Genomic DNA, 2459 nt, shown 5'->3' on the forward strand with positions numbered 1-2459 from the left:
TGTCGCAATCCACACCGAACCCGGAAGGCCCTCACTCGTTCAAGATCACCCCGCCGTGATTGCTGTCACCAACCTCCGTGGACAGAACACCTAGGCCGACCCGCTGCGTCCGGGCGCCCCGCGAGGTGCCCGGCAGCATGCCAGGTGGGCGGGGATCCTGCGCGCGTTCCGGGCCTTTTTCCACGGAATATGATGAACTCCCGTGCCGATCATGCCTGGTTGGTCATCCTCCGGGTGCGGGGTGAGCCATGATCGCCCCGAGATGCTCGATAGCTCACGGGGTGAGAACCCCGCCCCCACCGAGGAGCCGCGCGGCTGTCTGTTCGCGCTCTCCCAGCCGCCTTTGATGATCTTCCTGACGGTGATCGGCGCACTGCTGCTGATGGCCGCGGTACACGATCTGTTCCTGCTGTGAGGCTCAGCCGGCCGCTTCCTTGCGGCGTGCCCGGTACGCGGCGACATGCAGTCGGTTGCCGCAGGTGCGGCTGTCGCAGTAACGGCGCGAGCGGTTGCGCGACAGGTCGACGAACGCGTGCCCGCAGTCCGGCGCCTCGCAGCGGCGGAGCCTGTCCTGCTCGCCCGCCACGACCATGAAGGCCAGCGCCATGCCGCAGTCGGCCGCGAGATGGTCGGCCACCGAGGCGCCCGGCGCGAAGTAGTGCACGTGCCAGTCGTAGCCGTCGTGATCCGTGAGCTGCGGGGTCGTCCCCGCGGCGGCCACCAGTTGATTGATCAGATCGGCCGCGGCCCGCGCGTCCGGCGTCGCGAACACCTCCGTGAAGCGGGCCCGTACCTCCTGTACGGCCCGCAGGTCCCGCTCGCCGAGGTCGTCCACGCCGCTGACGTTGTGGTTCCGTACGAAGTCGTACAGCGCCTCGATGCCCGCGAGCCGGTCCACCGCGTTCTCGCCCGTGCCGGCCTCGGGTGCGGTGTTCACCAGATCGACGACCGTGTCGAGCGCGATCCGGGTGTCGTGTGGAATCAGCACGGTCCGCTCCCTGGCCTGCCGCGGGCCGGTGCCCGCCGAACCCGGACGACTTTAGACCGTTCGTGGCCGGTGTGACGCCAGGCATACGCGCCGGCGCCGTCGCCGCGGTGGGTTCCGCGGCGACGGCGCCGGTGTCCTCCGTATGCGGTTGTCCACGCGGCGCCGTCTCCCCGAGTCGGACGGCGCCGTGCGGCCCTCTGCCTGGCTCAGCTCTCGGCCAGGATGTGTGAGAGCTCCGTGTCGAGATCGAAGTGACGATGCTCGGTGCCTGGTGGCACCGCCGCGTCGGTTCTCTTGAGGAACGACTCCAGGGCCCGCGCCGGGGCCTCCAGCAGGGCCTCGCCCTCCGGGGAGCTCAGAGCGATGCAGACGACGCCCTGACCGTGGCTGCGGGACGGCCAGACCCGGACGTCGCCGGTACCGGTGGGCCGGTGCAGCCCCTCGGCGAGGAGGTCGCGGGCGAAGACCCACTCGACCGTCTCTTCGGCTCCGGTGTGGAAGGTGGCGTGCACGGCATAGGGATCGGCCGTGTCATACCGCAGGCCCGCGGGAACAGGCAGTGAGGACTCGCTCGATACAACGAGGCGCAGGTGCAGCTCGCAGCTGACCGTGGTGTTCATAAGCGCCAGGGCCTTTCGCTCAGTGTGCGCTCGGGGATTCGCACGTCGGCGAAATCGACATGCCACCTACGGTGCCGTTGTAAACCCCTCTGTCTCTTTTGTGATGCTTCAGGTAGCTCGTACGGCGGTGTGCTACTTCGAGTCGTACCGCCATTCCAGTGATCCGGCCGATTCCGGTACGTTGGGGCCCATGCACGCGGAGAGTCACGAGCGGGACCACGCTGTCGCCCCTGCGGCGGCACAGCTCGCCACGGGGGACATGACGCCGGAGGCGACAGCCTCGACGGTCGCGCGGGAGCGGGCGCTGGGCTCCCGCGCGCCGCGCTTCGTCAAGGCGTCCAGGCCCCTCCACCTGAGCTGGCAGGTCGGCGTCTTCCTGGCCGGTCTCGCGGTGGTCGCCGCGGGCGTGGCCATGCTGGTGCTGCCCGGCCCCGGATGGGTGGTGATCTTCGCCGGGATGGCGATCTGGGCGACCGAGTTCGTCTGGGCCCAGCTCGTCCTGCGCTGGACCCGGCGCAAGGTCACAGAGGCGGCCAAGAAGGCCCTCGACCCCCAGGTCAGGCGCCGCAACATCATCCTCACGAGCGTCGGCCTGGTGATCTTCGGCGCGCTGGCGGGGTTCTACCTGTGGAAGTTCGGCATCGTCCTGCCCTGGAAGATCGACCAGTGACCGGTGACGCGTCCAGGGACGCCCCTGACATGGGGTAACGTATGCCCTGCGCCCGGGCGATTAGCTCAGTGGGAGAGCGCTTCGTTCACACCGAAGAGGTCACTGGTTCGAACCCAGTATCGCCCACCCGGAACCGAGGTGCCCCCGACCGGAAAAACGACGGGGCCGCCGGGGTGTGCGG

Annotated in this window: 4 protein-coding genes and 1 tRNA gene; 3 read left to right on the forward strand and 2 right to left on the reverse strand. The window is 69.1% G+C overall.

All coding sequences use genetic code 11. From position 1 onward, the window contains the following. Positions 1–262: 262 nt before the first annotated feature. A complete protein-coding gene (locus ACFXPL_RS37065; protein ID WP_329821645.1) occupies positions 263–415 on the forward strand; it encodes a hypothetical protein in 153 nt (50 codons plus the stop codon). A gap of 3 nt (positions 416–418) precedes the next feature. Here the strand turns inward: ACFXPL_RS37065 and ACFXPL_RS37070 are convergent, their stop codons facing one another. Together ACFXPL_RS37070 and ACFXPL_RS37075 are read right to left on the reverse strand one after the other, a co-directional pair. Further along, positions 419–988 (reverse strand): CGNR zinc finger domain-containing protein, encoded by a 570-nt coding sequence (locus ACFXPL_RS37070; protein ID WP_384927579.1) that lies wholly within the window; start codon positions 986–988, stop codon positions 419–421. A 206-nt stretch (positions 989–1194) separates the two neighbouring features. Next, positions 1195–1608 (reverse strand): SsgA family sporulation/cell division regulator, encoded by a 414-nt coding sequence (locus ACFXPL_RS37075; RefSeq protein ID WP_003959770.1) that lies wholly within the window; start codon positions 1606–1608, stop codon positions 1195–1197. Between the two features lie 190 nt (positions 1609–1798). Between ACFXPL_RS37075 and ACFXPL_RS37080 the strand changes: the two genes are divergently transcribed. Then, positions 1799–2278 carry a TIGR02611 family protein gene (locus ACFXPL_RS37080; RefSeq protein WP_384927580.1) on the forward strand — a complete coding sequence of 160 codons (480 nt, stop codon included), beginning with the start codon at positions 1799–1801 and terminating at the stop codon, positions 2276–2278. A 54-nt stretch (positions 2279–2332) separates the two neighbouring features. Beyond that, positions 2333–2404, forward strand: a tRNA-Val gene (locus ACFXPL_RS37085). The last annotated feature ends 55 nt before the right edge of the window (positions 2405–2459 follow it).

Source organism: Streptomyces sp. NPDC059092 (assembly GCF_042756365.1).
Lineage (GTDB): Bacteria > Actinomycetota > Actinomycetes > Streptomycetales > Streptomycetaceae > Streptomyces.

Excerpts from the sequence above, each read along its gene's own strand:
- ACFXPL_RS37075 (WP_003959770.1), bottom strand. The coding sequence starts at position 1,608 with ATGAACACCACGGTCAGCTGCGAGCTGCACCTGCGCCTCGTTGTATCG.
- ACFXPL_RS37080 (WP_384927580.1), top strand. The coding sequence starts at position 1,799 with ATGCACGCGGAGAGTCACGAGCGGGACCACGCTGTCGCCCCTGCGGCG.
- ACFXPL_RS37065 (WP_329821645.1), top strand. The coding sequence starts at position 263 with ATGCTCGATAGCTCACGGGGTGAGAACCCCGCCCCCACCGAGGAGCCG.